General features: G+C 54.5%; 17 protein-coding genes. 16 read left to right on the top strand and 1 reads right to left on the bottom strand.

The annotated features are described in order from the left end of the window. Nucleotide 1: 1 nt before the first annotated feature. On the top strand, nt 2-628 hold the full coding sequence (locus AOB54_09435) for a histidine phosphatase family protein (protein ID WVN41679.1): 627 nt from the start codon (nt 2-4) through the stop codon (nt 626-628). Between the two features lie 140 nt (nt 629-768). Continuing rightward, nucleotides 769-1,092: a hypothetical protein gene (locus AOB54_09430; protein ID WVN41678.1), complete on the top strand. Its 324-nt coding sequence runs from the start codon at nt 769-771 to the stop codon at nt 1,090-1,092. 53 nt (nt 1,093-1,145) lie between these two features. Here the strand turns inward: AOB54_09430 and uvrA are convergent, their stop codons facing one another. Then, nucleotides 1,146-4,004: an excinuclease ABC subunit UvrA gene (gene uvrA / locus AOB54_09425; protein WVN41677.1), complete on the bottom strand. Its 2,859-nt coding sequence runs from the start codon at nt 4,002-4,004 to the stop codon at nt 1,146-1,148. Nucleotides 4,005-4,047: 43 nt separating this feature from the next. Between uvrA and AOB54_09420 the strand changes: the two genes are divergently transcribed. From AOB54_09420 to AOB54_09355, 14 genes are all read left to right on the top strand, one after another. Further along, nucleotides 4,048-5,277: an MFS transporter gene (locus AOB54_09420; GenBank protein ID WVN41676.1), complete on the top strand. Its 1,230-nt coding sequence runs from the start codon at nt 4,048-4,050 to the stop codon at nt 5,275-5,277. A gap of 81 nt (nt 5,278-5,358) precedes the next feature. Next, nucleotides 5,359-5,802 carry a single-stranded DNA-binding protein gene (locus tag AOB54_09415; protein ID WVN41675.1) on the top strand — a complete coding sequence of 148 codons (444 nt, stop codon included), beginning with the start codon at nt 5,359-5,361 and terminating at the stop codon, nt 5,800-5,802. 144 nt (nt 5,803-5,946) lie between these two features. Beyond that, nucleotides 5,947-6,261 carry an FmdB family zinc ribbon protein gene (locus tag AOB54_09410; protein ID WVN41674.1) on the top strand — a complete coding sequence of 105 codons (315 nt, stop codon included), beginning with the start codon at nt 5,947-5,949 and terminating at the stop codon, nt 6,259-6,261. A 23-nt stretch (nt 6,262-6,284) separates the two neighbouring features. Further along, a complete protein-coding gene (locus tag AOB54_09405) occupies nt 6,285-6,899 on the top strand; it encodes a DUF502 domain-containing protein (GenBank protein ID WVN41673.1) in 615 nt (204 codons plus the stop codon). A gap of 54 nt (nt 6,900-6,953) precedes the next feature. After that, entirely contained in the window at nt 6,954-8,750 is a 1,797-nt protein-coding gene (aspS, locus tag AOB54_09400) for an aspartate--tRNA ligase (GenBank protein ID WVN41672.1), read from the top strand. A 4-nt stretch (nt 8,751-8,754) separates the two neighbouring features. Next, nucleotides 8,755-9,147, top strand: coding sequence for a hypothetical protein (locus tag AOB54_09395; protein WVN41671.1), 393 nt, complete (start codon nt 8,755-8,757; stop codon nt 9,145-9,147). 24 nt (nt 9,148-9,171) lie between these two features. Then, nucleotides 9,172-10,413 carry a dihydroneopterin triphosphate diphosphatase gene (gene nudB / locus AOB54_09390; GenBank protein ID WVN41670.1) on the top strand — a complete coding sequence of 414 codons (1,242 nt, stop codon included), beginning with the start codon at nt 9,172-9,174 and terminating at the stop codon, nt 10,411-10,413. Continuing rightward, on the top strand, nt 10,406-11,647 hold the full coding sequence (locus AOB54_09385) for a phospholipase D-like domain-containing protein (GenBank protein WVN41669.1): 1,242 nt from the start codon (nt 10,406-10,408) through the stop codon (nt 11,645-11,647). The genes nudB and AOB54_09385 overlap by 8 nt, the downstream gene beginning before the upstream one ends. Continuing rightward, on the top strand, nt 11,648-12,505 hold the full coding sequence (locus AOB54_09380) for a DUF429 domain-containing protein (GenBank protein WVN41668.1): 858 nt from the start codon (nt 11,648-11,650) through the stop codon (nt 12,503-12,505). A 9-nt stretch (nt 12,506-12,514) separates the two neighbouring features. After that, nucleotides 12,515-14,338: an ABC transporter ATP-binding protein/permease gene (locus AOB54_09375; GenBank protein WVN41667.1), complete on the top strand. Its 1,824-nt coding sequence runs from the start codon at nt 12,515-12,517 to the stop codon at nt 14,336-14,338. Between the two features lie 155 nt (nt 14,339-14,493). Then, nucleotides 14,494-15,366, top strand: a complete 873-nt coding sequence (locus AOB54_09370) for an amino acid ABC transporter substrate-binding protein (GenBank protein WVN42825.1) — start codon at nt 14,494-14,496, stop codon at nt 15,364-15,366. Between the two features lie 80 nt (nt 15,367-15,446). Continuing rightward, a complete protein-coding gene (locus AOB54_09365) occupies nt 15,447-16,145 on the top strand; it encodes an amino acid racemase (GenBank protein ID WVN41666.1) in 699 nt (232 codons plus the stop codon). A 21-nt stretch (nt 16,146-16,166) separates the two neighbouring features. Continuing rightward, nucleotides 16,167-16,928 carry an amino acid ABC transporter permease gene (locus AOB54_09360; protein ID WVN41665.1) on the top strand — a complete coding sequence of 254 codons (762 nt, stop codon included), beginning with the start codon at nt 16,167-16,169 and terminating at the stop codon, nt 16,926-16,928. Between the two features lie 2 nt (nt 16,929-16,930). Then, on the top strand, nt 16,931-17,623 hold the full coding sequence (locus AOB54_09355) for an amino acid ABC transporter permease (protein ID WVN41664.1): 693 nt from the start codon (nt 16,931-16,933) through the stop codon (nt 17,621-17,623). Nucleotides 17,624-17,638: the final 15 nt, after the last annotated feature.

The raw sequence follows: 17,638 nt of genomic DNA, 5'->3' as shown, positions 1-17,638 counted from the left end.
TATGCCCACCAAACCATCACGCCGTGAATTTCTAACCGCTGCAGGGGCAGTGTCCGTGTTGGGCCCAAAGTCGTTGTGGGCGACCACTAATGAGCAGCAATACGTCGATGCCTTGCGTCGCGGCAATTGTGTGGTGTTGATTCGGCATGCCCAGACGGGGCCCGGCATTGGTGATCCACCTGGCATGCGTCTGGATGATTGCTCAAGCCAACGCGACTTGTCCGATGCGGGCTACTCCCAGGCCCGTCGTTTTGGCCAGTGGTTTGTGAAGCACCAGCTTCGCCCCACTGCGGTGAAATCGAGTCAGTGGTGCCGCTGTTTAAATACGGCGCGGGCCGCATTCGATCCAAAAATTTTTGGGGCAGAGTTGCCGGTTGAGCCATGGGTTGCGTTGAATTCGTTTTTCCAGGGCCAGGGAAACCGTGACCAACAGCTGGCGCAGGCAGTGGCAGCTGCTCGGGCGATCGCTTTGAGAAAAAGCGTGGGCCAGTTCGAAGTATGGGTGTCACATCAAGTGGTGATCAGCAGTCTGACTAGTCATTATCTGGGCATGGGTGAGATGATCGTGGCCCAGTTTGATGCGCCCGGTAAACCACTAAAGGTGTTGGCCAAGGGCATCAGCTTTTAGTTGGGACGCCTGTTTTTGAGGTAGATCAGAAAACCATCGGTTTCCCACAAGTAGATTGGTCTGAACCCAGCTGATCAGAAATAGAATCAGCCTTGAAGCAGACCGTCGGCCTGCTCGTCAATGAATAAGGGAGACAGGACATGAAACGTGTTTCATTAGCGACTGCTGTTGTGTTGGCCTGCGGGCTTGGGATGAGTGGTATTGCGATCGCCCAGCAGGGCCCAGGCAAGGCACAGGCCAAGGTGCCACCACAGCTCATTATGAAAGATGGTTTTCGGGTCTGGGACAACCCCTCGGCTTTTGGGCCAGTACCGGCTGAACTCATGGAGACCGGCCGCAAAGTCTGTGCGGCCATGAATGCGGGCAAGGATGTCTACGTGCCAACCGGGTACCACGCCCGCGCCAAGGACCCTGACGGCAATGAGTTCCAGGGCGGTGGCTATTACTGTGTTCGCAAAAAGTAAGCCGTTGTTTTTTTAAATGCAAAAAAGAGTCCGCGAGCCGGACTCTTTTTACATTACCGCCGCAATACCTTGGCCAGATACTGGCCGGTATGACTTCCTTTTTGCTCGGCAATCGTCTCGGGAGTTCCAGTGGCCACAATCTGTCCACCGCCATCGCCACCCTCGGGCCCCAGATCAATAATCCAGTCCGCAGTCTTAATCACATCAAGATTGTGTTCAATGATGACCAGCGTGTTGCCGGCATCGCGCAGGGCATGCAAGACTTTGAGCAGTAATTCAATATCTTGAAAATGCAGACCAGTGGTGGGTTCGTCGAGCACATAGAGCGTGCGACCTGTATCGCGTTTGGATAGCTCTTGAGAAAGCTTTACCCGCTGGGCCTCACCACCAGATAGTGTGGTGGCACTCTGGCCAAGCTTGACATAGCCAAGACCGACATCCATCAGGGTCTGCAGTCGCCGGGCCACATTGGGCACTGCGCGGAAAAACTCCATCGCCTGCTCAATCGTTACGTCCAAGACTTCCGCAATATTTTTCCCGCGATAGCGAACATCTAGGGTCTCTCGGTTGTAACGTAGCCCATGACAGACATCGCAGGGCACATAGACATCGGGCAGAAAGTGCATTTCTACTTTGACTAACCCATCCCCCTGACAGGCCTCGCATCGGCCACCTTTGACGTTAAATGAAAAGCGGCCAGCATCATAGCCACGTTCACGGGCGGTGGCGGTCTGCGCGAAGAGTTCGCGTATTGGCGTAAATAGCCCGGTGTAGGTCGCGGGATTGCTTCTTGGTGTTCTGCCGATCGGGCTTTGGTCAACATTGATGACTTTGTCAAAATGATCAAGACCTTCAATGGAATCAAAGCCCGCTGGCTCTGCGCTTGAGCCGTAGATTTTCTTGGCCGCTGCTGTATACAGCGTGTCATTAATCAGCGTTGACTTCCCGGAGCCCGAAACACCCGTCACACAGACCATCAGACCACATGGAATATCGACCGAGACCTGTTTTAGGTTGTTACCGTGGGCCCCGATGATTTTAATCACCCGATCGCTGGGGGCATGACGGCGCTTTGGAATCGCAATCGTCTTGCGGCCTGAGAGATATTGCCCCGTGAGTGATGTGGGGTGCTGCAGAATCTCTGCAGGGGGGCCTTGGGCGATGATACGGCCGCCATGTTCGCCCGCACCAGGTCCCATATCCACCACATAATCGGCAGAAGTGATCGCATCTTCATCGTGCTCTACCACAATCACGGTGTTACCCAGATCACGCAGGTGCTGCAGGGTTGAGAGCAGCCGATCGTTGTCCCGCTGATGCAGGCCGATGGATGGTTCATCCAAGACATACATCACACCCGATAAACCAGCGCCAATCTGACTGGCCAGACGAATCCGTTGGCTCTCCCCGCCCGACAGTGTCGCAGCAGGCCGATCCAGGGTCAGGTAATCCAACCCCACATTCACTAAGAAACCAAGCCGGGCAGTGATTTCAGAGAGAATTTTTTCGCCAATCGCTGCCTTCATGCCGGGCAATACCAGATGCGACAAACGATTTGCCGCATCGCGCAGCGGCATGCGGAGGAGTTCTGGCAGATTGATGTCGTCGCCGGGCACGCCCACCCGAACAAAACGGGCCTCTCGCTTAAGTCGTGTGCCGGCGCATTCAGGGCAGGCCTGCTCGCTTCGATAGCGGCCAAGCTCTTCCTTCACTGCCGAAGAATCGGTCTCCTGCCAGCGGCGAAGCATATTGGGAAGAATTCCTTCAAAAGCATGTTTCTTGATCACTATCTTGCCGCGATCGCCGGGGTACCGAAGCGGAATCTCTTCTTCGCCTGAACCGTGCAGGATCACATGCCGAATGTGATCGGGCAGGGCTTCAAATGGTGTTTCAAGATCGAAGCCATAGTGTTCTGACAGACTCTGCAGCAGCTGAAAATAAAAGGCATTTCGCCGGTCCCAGCCTTTGATTGCCCCAGACGCGAGACTTAAATTTGGGAAAGCCACTACCCGCTTTTCATCAAAATAGTCCACTACGCCAATACCATCACACGCAGTACATGCACCTGCGGGGCTATTAAACGAAAAGAGCTGTGGCTCAAGGTCTTTCAGGCTAAATCCGCAATCCGGGCAGGCAAACTTTGTTGAGAAGACATGTTCTTTGGTATTCGCAACGGCGGGCTCGCAATCGAGCAAGGCACGGCCATCGCCAAGTCGAAGTGCAGTCTCAAGAGATTCCGCAAGCCGCTGGCCGATATCGGGTTTTACTTTCAGGCGGTCAACCACCACATCAATCGAGTGGCGTTGATTTTTTTGCAGGGCTCCGATCTGATCGATGTCACACAGCACGGGTGGCTGGTGCTCTGTCTGCACTCGTAGCCGAACAAAGCCTTGGGCCCGCAAGCTATTGATCAGATCATGGTGCTCGCCTTTACGATTACTGAGTACTGGTGCCATGACCGTGAGCTTCGATTGCTCAGGCCAGCTCAGAATCTGATCCACCATCTGCGATATGGTCTGAGACTCAAGGCGATGATGGGGATGGTCCGGGCAGTGTGGCACACCAGCCCGCGCAAACAAAAGCCGAAGGTAATCATGGATCTCGGTCACGGTGCCCACCGTGGACCGTGGGTTGTGGCTGGTGGCTTTTTGCTCAATCGCGATTGCCGGCGATAAGCCCTCGATCAGATCAACATCGGGCTTTTCCATGAGCTGGAGAAACTGCCGGGCATAGGCCGACAGAGACTCCACGTAGCGGCGCTGCCCTTCTGCGTAAAGGGTGTCAAAGGCAAGCGACGACTTTCCGGAACCAGACAGTCCAGTAATCACCACCAGCTGGTGGCGGGGTAAATCGAGATCGATGCTTTTGAGGTTGTGGGTTCGGGCACCGCGCACCCGTATCGCGTCACGCATAGTTCGCTTGGATTAGGCCAATCGAATACTATAACTCCCGCTTATGACGAAAGCACCTCAAAAACTTCGGTTCACACGGGATGAATGGCGGGCCTGCCTGGCGCTCTCCATGCTGTATGGCTTGCGGATGCTTGGCCTATTTTTGGTTTTCCCAATCCTGGCTGCCGAGGCAAAAAAATTAGACGGTGGCGCTGATCCGCTTTGGATTGGTATTGCGGTCGGCGTCTATGGATTGACACAGGCCCTGTTGCAGATCCCGTTTGGCATCGCTTCGGATCGCTATGGCCGCCGAAAAGTAATCTTGGTGGGGCTGGCAGTCTTTGCGCTGGGCAGCTTTGTTGCTGCACTGGCGACAAGTATTGAAATCCTTGCGGTCGGCCGGGCCCTACAGGGCGCGGGCGCAATCTCTGCAGCAGTCACGGCCTTTCTTGCGGATTCCACGCGGGATGAACTGCGTACGCGCGCTATGGCGCTTATTGGTGGAACGATCGGGTTGGCCTTTGCCTTGTCTTTGATCGTGGCACCCGCCTTGTCTGCCGTGATGGGCATGGAGGGGTTGTTTTGGCTCACTGGGCTTTTAGTCCTTGCCGCAATGATTCCCGTGGTTCGCATGAAGGAACCCGCCCGAAAAAAGGCCATGGACGCTTCCATGGACCAGGCCAAGAAAACTGTCCTATCTAACGGCCAGTTGATGCGGCTAAACCTGGGAATTTTCATGATTCACATGACCCAGACGGCCATCTTCGTGGTGATTCCCCTGGCCCTGATCGATATGGGCACGGCACTGCCCGAGCACTGGAAGATCTATCTGCCTGTCGTGATGCTGTCTTTTCTGGCCATGATTCCGCCTATTTTTTGGGCTGAGCGGACCGGCCATTACAAGCCTGCTTTTTTGGCAGCCATCGGCCTGATGGGCACCGCGATCGCCGGCTTTGCCTTCGTTCCCCATGTCATTTGGATATGGGCGGCCGTCCTGTTTTTGTTTTTCACGTCATTCAATCTCTTAGAGGCCTTTTTGCCCTCTTGGGTATCCCGAGTTGCGCCGCCAGAGCATCGCGGCCTAGCGCTTGGGGTCTACAACACAACCCAGTCACTCGGGCTATTCACTGGGGGCCTGCTCGGGGGCATTATGGCCAAGGCCTTTGGTGAGACCGCGGTCTATCTGGTCTGCGCCGCGACGATCCTGGTTTGGGGCATTATCTCGTTTGGTTTAAAAGAATTAGGCCCCCGAAAGCCCAAACCGGCTGACCCGATGGGTCAGGCGTCTGGCTAATCCAAATACCGGATCGTCAAAACGCGGGTGCTTATCCATGCTGGGGTGGTCCCGATGTCGGGCGCTTTTTAGGAGAAAACTATGTTGATGGTTGGTGTTGCAAGAATTGGAAACGAACCGGTTGCCCGTTATACCCCCGATGGCAAGGCGGTCATGGATATCTCGTTGGCCTTTGATTACGGCCGAAAAGGCAGCGACGGCCGTCGCCCAACCCAGTGGATCAATGCCGCCATGTGGGGGGATCGCGTTGAGAAGCTTCAGCCTTACCTGTCCAAGGGCTCCCAGGTCTTTGTCACCCTTTCAGAGCCTCATATCGAGACCTATGACAAGAAAGACGGCTCAGGCCAGGGCTTTTCACTGCGCGCCCGGATCACTGAGTTGGAGTTTGTTGGCGGCCGTCGGGATGAGTCTTCGGGAGATGCCCCAGATATGGGCGGCGGCGGAGCCTCTGCGCCGGCCCGCACCGCCAAGTCGGCCGCCAAGGCCCCGGGATTTGACGAGCTTGACGACGATATTCCCTTTTAAGTTGGCTGTTTAGGGGCGTTCTTCCCAAGCAGGGCTTGCCCGTTGATTCGCCCAAACAGGCGCTTTCACGGGTAAAATCTTGGTTTATTTCCATCTATCGCGCCGCCTTTGCGGCGCGCGTCTTTTTTACGGGAAGTGACCATCATGCCGATCTACGCCTATCGTTGTGAAGGGTGCGGATTTCAGAAAGACGCCCTTCAAAAGCTCTCTGATCCACCATTGGTGGACTGTCCGGAGTGCGGACAGCCGAAACTCGTCAAGCAGGTGACCGCCGCAGGTTTTGCGCTGAAGGGGTCTGGCTGGTATGTGACAGATTTCCGAGACCAGGGTAAAAAAACCTCGGCGGCTGCAGACACTGCCGGGAGTACTACGGCAACGAGTACCAGCGCATCGGCCAGCGGTCCAGCGCCAGCTGCCCCTAGCGCCTCGAGTTCAGCAACACCCCCCTCAACGACCTGACGTCACGCGATCGGGATCAGACTGTGCTCACCCAGACAAACTTTAAGCGTTATTTCCTTGCGGGCCTGATTCTTTGGGCGCCGTTGTCGATCACCATTTGGGTGATCACCTGGATTTTTGATCTTCTCGACAGCATCTTGCCGATCGCCTTGCGATCAGAGTCGCTCTTCGGTGTGCACATCCCCGGTTTTGGCGTGCTGGTGGTGGTGTTATTCATCCTGATCACCGGTTTTTTGGCGGCAAACTTTCTTGGCCAAAAGCTAGTGGATATCTGGGAAGCCACCATGCAGCGCATCCCGCTGGTCCGCTCAATTTACTCATCGGTGAAGCAGGTCAGCGACACGATTTTGTCGCCAAATGGTCAGGCCTTTCGTCAGGCGGTGCTGATCCAATACCCCCGTCAGGGCGCCTGGACGATCGCATTTTTAACGGGCACGCCTTCCCCAGATGTCGCGCAACATCTGCCCACTGATTGTGTGTCGGTTTATGTGCCAACAACACCAAACCCAACATCGGGTTTCTTTTTGATGATTCCCCGATCAGAAGTCGTGGAGTTATCCATTGGCGTGGATGCTGCCTTGAAGTATGTCGTGAGCATGGGAACGGTACCGCCGTTACCAAAAAAGCCCAAGGCTTGATTGGCCCATCTCTGCTTTCTCGTTTTTATGATCTAGATCCATTCAGGAACTTTTATGCGCTCTCAATACGCTGGCTCAGTCTGTGCTGAGCAACTTGGACAGACGGTTACCTTATGCGGCTGGGTGCATCGCCGGCGTGACCATGGTGGTGTGATTTTTATTGACTTGCGTGATCGCGAAGGTCTGGCTCAGGTGGTCTGTGACCCAGACCGGCCTGACATGTTCAAAACGGCCGAAACGCTGCGCAACGAATTCTGTATCCAGATCACAGGTCTGGTCCGTAAGCGGCCCGAAGGCACGATCAACTCCAACTTAAAAAGTGGCGAGATTGAAATTCTCTGCCATGAGATCACGGTCCTAAATCCTTCGGTTACGCCACCATTCCAGCTCGACGATGACAACCTGTCAGAGACCACCCGTCTGACCCACCGTGTGTTGGATCTGCGCCGGCCGATGATGCAAAAGAATCTGATGTTGCGTTATCGCGTGGCCATGGAGGTGCGTCGCTATCTCGATGCCGAAGGGTTTGTCGACATTGAGACGCCCATGCTGACCAAGTCCACGCCCGAGGGTGCGCGTGACTATCTCGTGCCGTCCCGAGTGAATGCGGGGCAGTTTTTTGCCTTGCCCCAATCGCCCCAGCTCTTTAAGCAGCTACTCATGGTGTCGGGCTTTGATCGCTATTATCAGATCACCAAATGCTTCCGAGATGAAGATCTTCGTGCAGACCGTCAGCCCGAGTTCACTCAGATTGACTGTGAGACATCATTTCTCACCGAGCAGCAGATCCGTGATCTCTTCGAGCGCATGATTCGTCATGTGTTTAAAACCACCATCCAGATTGCATTGCCCGACTCCTTCCCGGTGATGGCCTATTCCGAGGCAATGCAACGTTTCGGTTCCGATAAGCCAGACTTGCGTGTCAAGCTCGAATTCACTGAGTTGACCGACGCCATGAAATCAGTGGATTTCAAAGTCTTCTCTGATCCAGCCAACGACCCGAAGGGCCGTGTTGCAGGCTTGAGAATCCCTGGGGGCGCATCGATTAGCCGCGGGGAAATTGATAGTTACACTGAATTCGTCAAGATCTATGGGGCAAAGGGCCTGGCTTGGATCAAGATCAATGACCGCGCCAAAGGCCGCGATGGTTTGCAATCACCAATTGTCAAAAACCTGCACGATGATGCGATTGCAGCGATCCTGGAGCGCTCCGGTGCCCAGGATGGCGATTTGATTTTCTTCGGTGCGGATCGTGCAAAAGTTGTCAACGACGCGCTTGGTGCCTTGCGTCTGAAAGTTGGCCATAGTGATTTTGCAAAACAACATGGTCTTTTTGAGGCAGGGTGGAAACCTTTGTGGGTGATTGATTTCCCCATGTTCGAACACGACGAGGAAGAGGACCGCTGGGTTGCTGTCCATCATCCGTTTACCGCACCGAAAGATGGTCATGAAGATCTCATGAACACCGACCCTGGAAAATGTGTGGCCAAAGCCTATGACATGGTGCTAAACGGCTGGGAGTTGGGTGGCGGTTCGGTTCGTATTCACCGCGAAGAAGTCCAGAGCAAGGTCTTTCGTGCTCTGAAGATTGGCCCTGAAGAAGCCAAGATGAAGTTTGGTTTCTTGTTGGATGCGCTTCAATATGGCGCGCCTCCCCATGGCGGTATTGCTTTTGGCTTGGATCGTATCGTGACTCTGATGTCGGGCGCCGAGAGCATTCGTGATGTGATTGCCTTCCCCAAGACCCAGCGTGCACAGTGTTTGCTGACTCAGGCACCTTCGGCGGTGGATGAAAAGCAGTTGCGTGAGCTGCATATCCGCCTGCGCGAAGCGCCAAAGATCGCGGGATAGTTCCTTGTTTGGGCCGCCGGGCTATCTGTTGCTGTTGGTGGCCATTGGGGGTGCGGCAGCCCAGTCAATGGCGACACTACTGGCGGCGCTTGCCGCTACGGCCCCCCTTGTGGTGGCCGCCTGGTTTGTCCGCCGTCGCAGTCTCGCCAATCTAAAGGCAGGGGTATTACTGCTTTACGCCGCAGTCTTTGTGGTCACGATGTTGTGTCTGGTTGGGTTGCTGCCGGCCCCAATGTTTTGGGTGGTCAGTGCTGCGGTGCCTGCATGGAAGTCGTGGCGCCTAATGACTCATGGCGAAACGGATCGCGGCTTTCGAACGCTGCGTTACGCCAGTCGACTCTTCTTTGTGGTGGCAACCGTGGCCTTTTGGTTTCCGATCTTGTTGGCCTATCGTTAAAACGTAGATTGCCGCTTTTATTCCATGGCAGGCACCAAAATTCCACAGTCGGTTCTTGTAATCATCCATTCCTCGGACATGGACGTCTTGTTGCTCGAGCGTGCCGACCATCCAGGCTTTTGGCAGTCTGTTACCGGAAGTCGCGATTCTTATGACGAACCATTGGCCGAGACGGCGCGACGAGAGTTATTCGAAGAAACAGGAATTGGGCTGGATGATCCTGCCGTTGAACCACTAATGGATTGGGGCTTTCAGCAGGTTTATGAAATTTTTCCGCATTGGCGTCATCGCTATCCCGATGGCGTCACGCACAACACCGAGCATGTGTTTAGTGTCTGTGTGCCGAAAAGCATCGCGGTTCGACTTGCTCCGCGAGAGCACCTTTCTTATCAGTGGTTGCCCTGGCAGGAAGCCGCAGAGCGTTGTTTTTCATGGAGTAACGCCAAGGCGATTCGAGAACTTCCGAGCCGCCTTTCCGTAACGCCACCACAACTTCGACTGGCCACTTACAACATTCACAAAGGGCGACAACGCGCTTTGCCAAAGCTCAGACGACAGCTGAGTATCCACGAGGTGCAATCAGCGATTCATCAGCTCGGCGCAGATGTGATCTGCCTGCAAGAAGTCCAGGGGCGCCATGATCGCCACGCCCTTCGCTATCGCGATTGGCCAAGCAGTGGCCAACATGATTTTCTGGCCCCATCTGGCTATTACGTTGCCTATGCCACTACGGCCAGTTATCTGCATGGCCACCACGGAAATGCAATCCTGAGTCGCTACCCAATCGTGTCGACCGAGACACGGGATTTTTCTGACCATGTGTTAGAGCAGCGGGCAACGCTACATGCCGTCTTAGATGTTCATGGCCAGCATGTCCATGTGTTTGTAGTGCATTTTGGCTTATTCTCAGGAAGTCGCAGGCGTCAAGAGACGGCCCTTGTGCAATGGATACAGCAGGAAGTATCCGCCAATGCGCCAGTGCTTATTGCCGGTGACTTTAATGATTGGCGCTTGGTGCTTGGCCATCGTTTGGTCACTGAGATTGGCATGGCCGAGGTCATGCGTTCTGGAAGAAGGCGGCCACTGCGGACCTTTCCAAGCCTGATGCCCCTGATGCGCATGGACCGTATTTTCCAGCGGGGGTTTTCAGTTCTTTTTTGCGGCACTGCCCGTCAGGCAGCCCCTGAAATCCACAACGCTCGTGGCTGGTCAAAGCTTTCCGACCATGTGCCCGTAATTGTTGATCTTGAGCTGAAACGTGGCTGAACTCGGCACACCACTGATTGAAATCTTGCAAGGCGCTGACGAGTATTTCCCAGCTTTGATCAGCGAGATTGATCGTGCCCAGCATGCGATTTATCTTGAGTCTTATCTGATTCACGACGACCCGCCCACCAATGAGGTGCTTGCGGCATTGGTGCGGGCCGCCAAACGCGGACTGCGTGTGCATGTGGTGCTTGATGGTTTTGGCGCAGCCGGTGCCATGGCGTGGGTTGGGCAGCGGCTCGATACCAGCGGAGTCGAGGTGGAACTTTATCGGCCTGGTGTTCGTTGGCTCGCGCCAAAGACATGGCGGCGTATTCATCGCAAGCTTGTCATGATCGACGAGCGTGTCGGTTTTATTGGTGGCATCAATTTGATTGGGGATCGTTTTGATCTTGTACATGGGGATCTGAAGTCGCCAAGACTAGATTTCGCTGTCAGGGTTAGCTCGGCCCGAGTGATCAATGCCATGTCTCGGGTGATGCGTCGGCTGTGGTGGCGCACGAGCTTACGCAACTCACTGCGTGGCAGTCTTAAGCGGCTGCTGGAATCAGAGCGCCGTGCCGAAGAACTGATTCGGGTCCGTCAGGCCTGGCGTAGTACGCGCCGACATCTACGCTGGCGGGGGCCGCCCGCTCGGAAATATGTGTCACGGCGCTCGCGACTGTTGCTGCGAGACAATCTGCGTCATCGGCGCAGCATCGAGAGCTGGTATTTGTGGAAGATTCGTTTTGCTAAGCGGGACGTTCTTATCGCGAATGCTTATTTTGTACCCACCTACCGTTTTCGGCAGGCCTTGATCGAGGCCGCCGGCCGCGGTGTTCGTGTTCGGCTGCTCTTGCAAGGCAACAGCGACCAATGGTGGACCCATTGGGCGACGCAAGCACTCATTGGCGAGTTGGTGGCGGCGGGTATTGAGATCTATGAATATACTGAGAGTTTTTTGCATGCCAAGGTTGCTGTGATCGATGATGCAATGACGGTGGGCTCATCGAATATCGATCCTTTTTCGCTCATGCTCTCTCTGGAAGCCAATCTGGTGGCCGATGACGCCAGCGCAACGGCGCAGCTTCGGGAAAAGTTAGAGGCAGCGATATCCATTTCAGCAAAGCGCGAACCCTTGGTGGTTCGGCGTGGTCCTTTGCGCGGCCTGGCGCGGGCGGCGGCCATTACATTTTCACTCATGGCGTTGCGAATTTTTATCGCCTTTAGCGGCACCGGGTTTCGGATTCGTTAAATGGATCCGTCGGCACCGACACCACTGGCGGGCTCATCCGTATCGACGCGGGTTTATGGCGTGGACTTCAGTTCCGCGCCAAGCACTCGTAAACCGATTACGGTGGCTGTGGGGGAAGTGCGTGGTGGGGTTTATTTCTTGGATCAGGTGGTCGGCCTGACAAGCCTGCAAGCCTTTGAAGATTTTTTGATGCACCCGGGCCCTTGGGTGGCCGGATTTGATTTGCCATTCAGTCTGCCACGGCCATTGATTGAACATTATGGCTGGCCTACCGAGTGGCCGGATTTTATTCGTTGGTACGCAAGCCAGTCGCGAGAGAGTCTGCGCCAGCATTTCAAAATGTTTTGTGATGCCCGACCAGTTGGCAATAAATATGTCTATCGGCGCACGGATAAGCCTGCCGGTTCAAGCCCGGCGATGCGATGGACCAATCCCCCGGTGGCCTGGATGCTGCATGCGGGAGCCCCCCGAATTCTTGAGTCTGGCCTGCATGTGCCTGGGCTTTTCCTTGGCCGTGATGCGTCTGATCAACGGCGCGTAGCCCTCGAGGCCTATCCTGGGTTCACAGCCAGAAAAGTATCCAAACTTTCTTATAAGAGTGATGACCCGGCCAAACAAACGCCAGAGCGCCGGGCCGTTCGTCGGCAGATTGTCTCAGCGCTGGTTGATGGCCAGGCGGGCCTTTCGGTGGCATTGTCGCTTAGCGCGAGCTGGCACAAGAAATTCATTGCAGACGGTTCTGGCGACCTAATGGATGCTGCCATCTGTGCTTTGCAGGCCGCGCATGCGATGGCAACGCCGGGCTATGGTTTCCCCACTGATCTAGACCCGCTCGAGGGCTGGATTGCCTCTGTGTAAGATTGGAAGATGCGTCACTACTCTGCTGTTGAACGTCCCACCAAGGCCTACCCATCTCCCCCTGGCGCTCCCAAGGGTGAGTGGCAGACTTTAAAAACACTGCTGCCTTATTTATGGCAGTACAAATGGCGTGTGGGCATTGCCCTGTCGTTTCTGGTGCTGGCCAAAGTGGCCAACGTTGCTGTACCGATTATTCTGAAAGACATTGTTGATGCAGTGAGCGTCAAGCCAGAGTTGACCTTGCTGGCCGTGCCGGTTGGGCTGGTCATGGCCTATGGCCTGATGCGGGTCATGTCGACACTGTTTACTGAACTCCGGGAGGTCGTCTTTGCCCGGGTCACGCAGCAGGCGGTTCGGCGCATTGCACTCAAGGTCTTTGAGCATTTGCATGCGTTATCTATGCGCTTTCACCTGGATCGCCAGACCGGGGGGCTAACGCGTGATATCGAGCGTGGTACGCGTGGTGTGTCGAGCCTGGTGTCGTTCACGCTGTATTCGATTCTGCCCACCATCATCGAAGTGGCAATGGTGTTGACCTGGTTGGTGCTGCATTACGAGATCTGGTTCGCAGTCATCACCGTAGTCGCCTTGGTGCTCTACGTGGTCTATACCTTTGCGGTCACGGAATGGCGGACTAATTTTCGCCGCACCATGAATGATTTGGATTCCCGCGCCAACACCCGGGCTGTGGATTCGTTGTTGAACTACGAAACTGTGAAGTACTTCAATAATGAGCAGTTCGAGGCACGGCGATATGACCAGAGCATGGAGCGTTGGCAGGAAGCCGCCATTAAAAGCCAGACATCTTTGTCTGTTTTAAATGTTGGTCAGGCCCTGATTATTTCAGTAGCGGTCACACTCATGGTCTGGCGGGCGGCCGTTGGCGTGGTCGAAGGCCGCATGAGCCTTGGCGATCTCGTGCTGGTGAATGCCTTCATGATCCAGCTCTACATTCCCCTGAACTTTCTCGGTGTTCTGTACCGAGAAATTAAACAAAGCTTGGCCGACATGGAGCGGATGTTTGGCTTGATGGCAGAGCACCGCGAGATTGACGACGACCCCAATGCCCGGCCTTTGCAGATTTCGCAGGGCGAAGTCCGGTTTGAGAATGTCTCCTTTGCTTATGATCCCGCCCGGCCAATTCTCAAGGGGGTTGATCTTGTACTTCCGGCAGGGAAAACCACCGCAATCGTTGGCTCATCGGGCGCTGGCAAATCGACCCTGTCACGATTGCTGTATCGGTTTTATGACATTGGGGATGGCGCGATCCGAATCGATGGCCAAGATATTCGGTCGGTCACCCAGGCATCGCTTCGGGCCGCAATCGGTATCGTGCCCCAGGATACGGTGTTGTTTAACGACACTCTGGAATACAACATTCGTTATGGTCGGCCAAGCGCCTCTGACGCGGAAGTGGCCGCAGTGGCTGACGCCGCCCATTTGGCCCGATTTATTGCGTCTTTGCCCGATGGTATGGCCACTCGGGTGGGTGAACGGGGCTTGAAACTCTCTGGCGGGGAGAAGCAACGCGTGGCCATTGCCAGGGCGCTTTTAAAGCGGCCGGCACTGCTCATTTTTGACGAGGCAACCTCGGCCCTGGACTCTGAGTCTGAGAAGGCGATCCAGCAAGAACTGATGGAAATCTCCCGCGGCCGCACCACCATGGTGATTGCCCACCGGCTGTCCACCATTGTGGACGCAGACCAGATCGTGGTTTTAGAAGACGGTCGGGTGGTGGAATCAGGCTGTCATGCAGATCTTTTGGCCAAACGTGGCCGCTATGCCGAGTTGTGGGAGTTGCAGGCACGAGAATCCTTTCATGCACCGCAATGAATCCTGTTCGGCGCCAGATTGGGGCAAATCAGTAGTTTCCCTGATTCTCTAGGGTAGTGACCGATCTGCCCAATGATAGCTTGTACCATTAGGTGTTAGATTTTATTTTTTAACCTCGAGGTGAGTTTATGAAAAAGCAATTTGCCGTTTTGGCAATGGGCATTGCTGCGTTGGCCGTATCCGGCACCGCTGCTGCTGATACATTGGCCAAAGTAAAGTCGTCTGGATCGTTCACGATCGGACACCGTGATGCATCTATCCCTTTGTCCTACTACGACGACAAACAGCGTCCCATTGGTTATTCCATGGATCTCTGCATGAAGGTTGTTGATGCCGTTAAAAAAGAACTGAGCATGCCCAACCTGGATGTGAAGTACCAGTTGGTGACCTCTGCAAACCGTATTCCTCTGTTGGCCAATGGCACTGTCGATATCGAGTGCGGCTCCACCACCAATAACGCCGATCGTCAAAAGCAGGTGTCTTATCTGCCCACCACCTTCGTAACGGCAAACCGCATCGTTTACAAAAAGAACTCCGGCATCAAAAAGCTGGCGGACTTAAAGGGTAAGACCCTGGTGTCCACTGCGGGTACGACCAACATCAAGGGCGTGACCGAGATCAATGCGGCAAAGAATCTTGGCGTGAACATCGTGTCAGCAAACGGCCATGCTGAAGCCTTCCTGATGGTGGAAACGGGCCGTGCCGCAGCCTTCGCAATGGATGACATTTTGCTGGCTGGCTTGGTAGCAACTTCCAAGAACCCTGGCGACTTTGAAATCTCCGAAGAAGCTTTGTCGGTGGAGCCCTATGGCATCATGGTTCGCAAAGACGATCCTAAGTTCAAGGCCTTGGCAGATAAAGTCATTAAAGATTTGATGGCTTCGGGTGAGATCAACAAGATCTACGACAAGTGGTTTTTAAAGCCGATCCCGCCGAAGAACATCACCATGAATATTCCCATGAGCGCCAACCTGAAAAAGGTTGTGGCCAAGCCCACGGATTCGCCAGATCCGAAAGCTTACGAGTAATTCGGGCAGTTTAGTTGTTCAAAAAGGGGAGCCTCGGGTTCCCCTTTTTCATTCTGATTGAGAATTATCAATAACAGGAAATGAGTGTGAAGCGACTTGGAATTTTGGGTGGAATGGGACCGGAAGCCGCCATTGATTTGCAAATGAAAGTTCTTCGTTTAACCCCTGCGAAGAAAGACCAAGAACATTTGCCAGTGGTGGTCTGGAATGTGCCTCAGATTCCCGATCGAACTGCTGCGATTATTGGTGGTGGTGAATCCCCTCTTGTCGCGATGGCTCAAGCCATACGTGGGCTGGAGCAAATGGGTGCCCAGCAGATTGTGATTGCCTGCAATACGGCCCACCATTGGTATCGCGAGCTGCAGGAAAGCACTGCCATCCCAATTATTCATATCGCTGATGCCGTACATGCGCAGTTGGCCCAGTCTGAAACTCCCGTTCGTTGTGTGGGGCTACTGGCCACGCATGGCACGGTCCAATCCGGGTTTTACGCGGACCGGCTTGCGGCCTTGGGGCTGCGTCTGGTTGTGCCGCAGGCGGCGTCGCAGCAGGCCTTAGCGGCAGCGATCGCCTTTTTAAAATCGGGCCAACACGACGCAGCGGCTAAAATTGTCGATCAGGTGGCACAGGAATTGCTCGCAAGTGGTGCCCAGCGGCTGATCTTGGGTTGCACCGAGTTACCATTGGTGGTGGATAAGCTGTCCACCCAACATCTCTGTATCGATGCAACGGTTGCGTTGGCCAAGGCAGCAGTAACGGCGTGTTTGAATAACGCCTGATCTAGAAAAGGTCACATAGTTATGAATTACAACTGGAATTGGGGAATATTTTTCGAGCTCGAGCCGGGCGCGTCGGGAACGTATCTCTCGTATCTCATTGGGGGGCTGGGCTGGACTGTGGTGACCGCCATTTTTGCCTGGACCTTGGCATTAATCATTGGCGTTGTGGTGGGCACCTTGCGTACCACCGGGCACAAAGGAATTGAGCGAATTTGTTTTGCCTATATTGAGTTGTTTAGAAACATTCCTTTGCTGGTCCAGATGTTTTTGTGGTATTTCGTGCTGCCGGAGATGTTGCCGCAAGATCTGGGTACCGCCATCAAACAGATGCCGCCGCCCTGGGCCTCCATGGTGCCTGCAGTTCTTTGCCTGGGCCTCTTCATGTCGGTCCGAGTCGCCGAACAGGTGCGCTCGGGCATTCAGTCTTTGCCAAGGGGGCAGCAGATGGCCGGTCTTGCCATCGGGCTCACGCGCTTTCAGACTTATCGTTATGTGTTGCTACCGATGGTGTTTCGAATCATTTTGCCGCCGTTGACATCTGAATTTTTAAACACAATCAAAAACACGTCACTGGCCTTGACGATTGGTCTCATGGAGCTCACTGCGCGCGCCCGTGCAATGCAGGAATTCAGCTTCCAAGTCTTCGAGGCCTTTGCTGCAGCAACGGCGATTTATCTGGTGGTGAACCTTCTGGTGGTCATGGCGATGCGTGTTGTGGAACAGAAGTTGCGCGTGCCAGGGTTTATTGGATCTCCTGGCCAAGTGCCGCAAGCGGGGCACTGATCATGTTCGGTAATTACGATTTTGATGTTATTCAGAGGTCTTTCGTCTATCTCTTTCGAGATGGCATGACCTTTTCTTTGACCTTGACTGCGCTGGCCATGTTGGGTGGCGTGGTGTTGGGAACATTGTTGGCATTAATGCGGCTCTCGTCGAATCGCGTGCTCAGCGGTGTGGCAACCGCTTATGTCAATTTCATGCGCTCGCTGCCCCTGGTGTTGGTGATTTTCTGGTTCTTCTTTTTGGTGCCCTATATTGGCGGCTGGCTTACGGGCAGCAATCAGCCGATTAAGGTGGGTGCGTTTGCCAGCGCCTTGATTACCTTCACTATGTTTGAGGCGGCCTTTTACTGCGAGATCATGCGGGCCGGTATTCAGTCGATTCCCAAAGGGCAGGTGGCTGCCGGCTACGCCATTGGCCTGAATTATCGTCAGACCATGTCTTATGTGGTGCTACCTCAGGCATTTCGGAACATGCTGCCAGTGCTGCTGACACAGACCATTATTCTGTTTCAGGACACATCTTTGGTGTACGTGATTTCCAGCACCGACTTCTTGGGCGCTGCGGTCAAGGTGGCCAACCGTGACGGTCGACTTGTTGAGATGTACACCTTTGCGGCCTTTGTGTATTTCATCATCTGCTTCACAGCATCTTGGTATGTCCGACGCTTACAGGCTCGGATCTCCATCATTCGATAATTTAGAAACGGTTTC

Source organism: beta proteobacterium MWH-UniP1 (assembly GCA_036362785.1).
GTDB lineage: Bacteria > Pseudomonadota > Gammaproteobacteria > Burkholderiales > Burkholderiaceae_A > Lacustribacter.
The sequence above is the reverse complement of the archived record's forward strand: the minus strand, read 5'-3'. Positions and strand labels throughout refer to the sequence as shown.

Bases quoted from the DNA above. Each gene is read 5' to 3' on its own strand.
- AOB54_09365 (WVN41666.1), top strand. From the start codon at position 15,447: ATGAGTGTGAAGCGACTTGGAATTTTGGGTGGAATGGGACCGGAAGCC.
- nudB (WVN41670.1), top strand. From the start codon at position 9,172: ATGGCAGGCACCAAAATTCCACAGTCGGTTCTTGTAATCATCCATTCC.
- AOB54_09355 (WVN41664.1), top strand. From the start codon at position 16,931: ATGTTCGGTAATTACGATTTTGATGTTATTCAGAGGTCTTTCGTCTAT.
- AOB54_09430 (WVN41678.1), top strand. From the start codon at position 769: ATGAAACGTGTTTCATTAGCGACTGCTGTTGTGTTGGCCTGCGGGCTT.
- uvrA (WVN41677.1), bottom strand. From the start codon at position 4,004: ATGCGTGACGCGATACGGGTGCGCGGTGCCCGAACCCACAACCTCAAA.
- AOB54_09360 (WVN41665.1), top strand. From the start codon at position 16,167: ATGAATTACAACTGGAATTGGGGAATATTTTTCGAGCTCGAGCCGGGC.
- aspS (WVN41672.1), top strand. From the start codon at position 6,954: ATGCGCTCTCAATACGCTGGCTCAGTCTGTGCTGAGCAACTTGGACAG.
- AOB54_09420 (WVN41676.1), top strand. From the start codon at position 4,048: ATGACGAAAGCACCTCAAAAACTTCGGTTCACACGGGATGAATGGCGG.
- AOB54_09375 (WVN41667.1), top strand. From the start codon at position 12,515: ATGCGTCACTACTCTGCTGTTGAACGTCCCACCAAGGCCTACCCATCT.
- AOB54_09380 (WVN41668.1), top strand. From the start codon at position 11,648: ATGGATCCGTCGGCACCGACACCACTGGCGGGCTCATCCGTATCGACG.
- AOB54_09370 (WVN42825.1), top strand. From the start codon at position 14,494: ATGGGCATTGCTGCGTTGGCCGTATCCGGCACCGCTGCTGCTGATACA.
- AOB54_09415 (WVN41675.1), top strand. From the start codon at position 5,359: ATGTTGATGGTTGGTGTTGCAAGAATTGGAAACGAACCGGTTGCCCGT.
- AOB54_09410 (WVN41674.1), top strand. From the start codon at position 5,947: ATGCCGATCTACGCCTATCGTTGTGAAGGGTGCGGATTTCAGAAAGAC.
- AOB54_09435 (WVN41679.1), top strand. From the start codon at position 2: ATGCCCACCAAACCATCACGCCGTGAATTTCTAACCGCTGCAGGGGCA.